The organism is Parendozoicomonas sp. 2304DJ65-17, assembly GCF_058148445.1.
Genome location: NZ_JBYVJV010000111.1, coordinates 1 through 239, shown reverse-complemented (window position 1 = coordinate 239; position 239 = coordinate 1). Strand labels below are relative to the sequence as shown.

The 239-nt window shown below is 55.6% G+C and carries 1 protein-coding gene; it reads right to left on the bottom strand.

Annotation, left to right across the window (positions count from 1 at the left end; translation table 11 throughout):
- Nucleotides 1-239, bottom strand: a 239-nt coding sequence (locus tag ACY2RR_RS24705) for a HAMP domain-containing protein (RefSeq protein ID WP_490110854.1), incomplete at both ends; no start/stop codon positions are given.

The following is a 239-nucleotide window of genomic DNA, read 5'->3' as shown; positions in this document are numbered from 1 at the left end:
GCGTCTGGCTTTCAACCTGCTGCTCAAGGCTCTGATAGAGCATCTGCAACTCGCCCGCCATACCCTTAACGGTCTGGGTTAGCTGGCCGAGTTCCCTGGTTCCGGTGTAAGAAAGCTCAACAGAAAAGTTTCCTTTTCGCACACGGTTAGCTGCCCCAACCAACTCTCCCACCGGATCGCGAAGACTGCGCTGGATATCGCGACCCACCAGAACAGAAATAATAAGCAGCGCCGCCAGG